1 protein-coding gene is annotated in these 683 nt (G+C 45.8%); it reads left to right on the top strand.

Annotation, left to right across the window (positions count from 1 at the left end; all coding sequences use genetic code 11):
• Positions 1–59: 59 nt before the first annotated feature.
• A partial coding sequence (locus tag ACP5N5_RS01310; RefSeq protein WP_428131624.1) for a lipopolysaccharide biosynthesis protein occupies positions 60–683 on the top strand: 624 nt, incomplete at its 3' end.

Below are 683 nucleotides of genomic sequence, written 5' to 3'. Positions count from 1 at the left end.
AACATATAAAAACAAAAACAATTCATGAGGGCTCTCACTCTAATGGTGGGTGTCTATTATTGAATTGGTTCGATGACGAGGTAACAGATGCGGCTACGCAGGCCATCCTATATGGTACATCCACGGTTATACAAATAATTATCCAGGTAGCAACAATGATGATTATCTCGAGGAGTTTAGGGCCAGCCAACTACGGTGTATACACGCTTGCCCTTCTCCCCTCCACTATTTTAACAATATTCTCGGATCCAGGCATCACGTCATCCATGCTTAGATACGTCTCCATAGCTAGAGCTAGAAAAGAGCTTAAAGGAGTTGCCAGGGCTTACAGGGTTTCAATACTCTTCCTTACCCTGATAAACACGTTGATACTTGCCGTGATAGCTTTATTCCCCGAGGAACTAGGGGTTCAATTAGCACAGAGGAGTGGACTGCGTGAACTAGTACTAGCCACAGCACCATACCCCCTTGCCACGGCTATTTATGGAGCCGTGCTAACGTATTACGCCAGCATGGAGAAAGCCAGTGTGAGAAGCATGCTTCAAGTACTCGCCCCACTACTGAGACTCATGCTGGTCTCAATAGTATTACTCCTAGGGTTATCCGTGAGAGGAGTTATCATAGCCCATGTCACCACCTATATAGTCATGGCCATAGTCAGCCTACTGATCTCCTTTAAGGAG

This window comes from Desulfurococcus sp. (assembly GCF_049970475.1).
Lineage (GTDB): Archaea > Thermoproteota > Thermoprotei_A > Sulfolobales > Desulfurococcaceae > Desulfurococcus > Desulfurococcus amylolyticus.
This window is presented reverse-complemented; position numbering and strand designations above follow the sequence as displayed.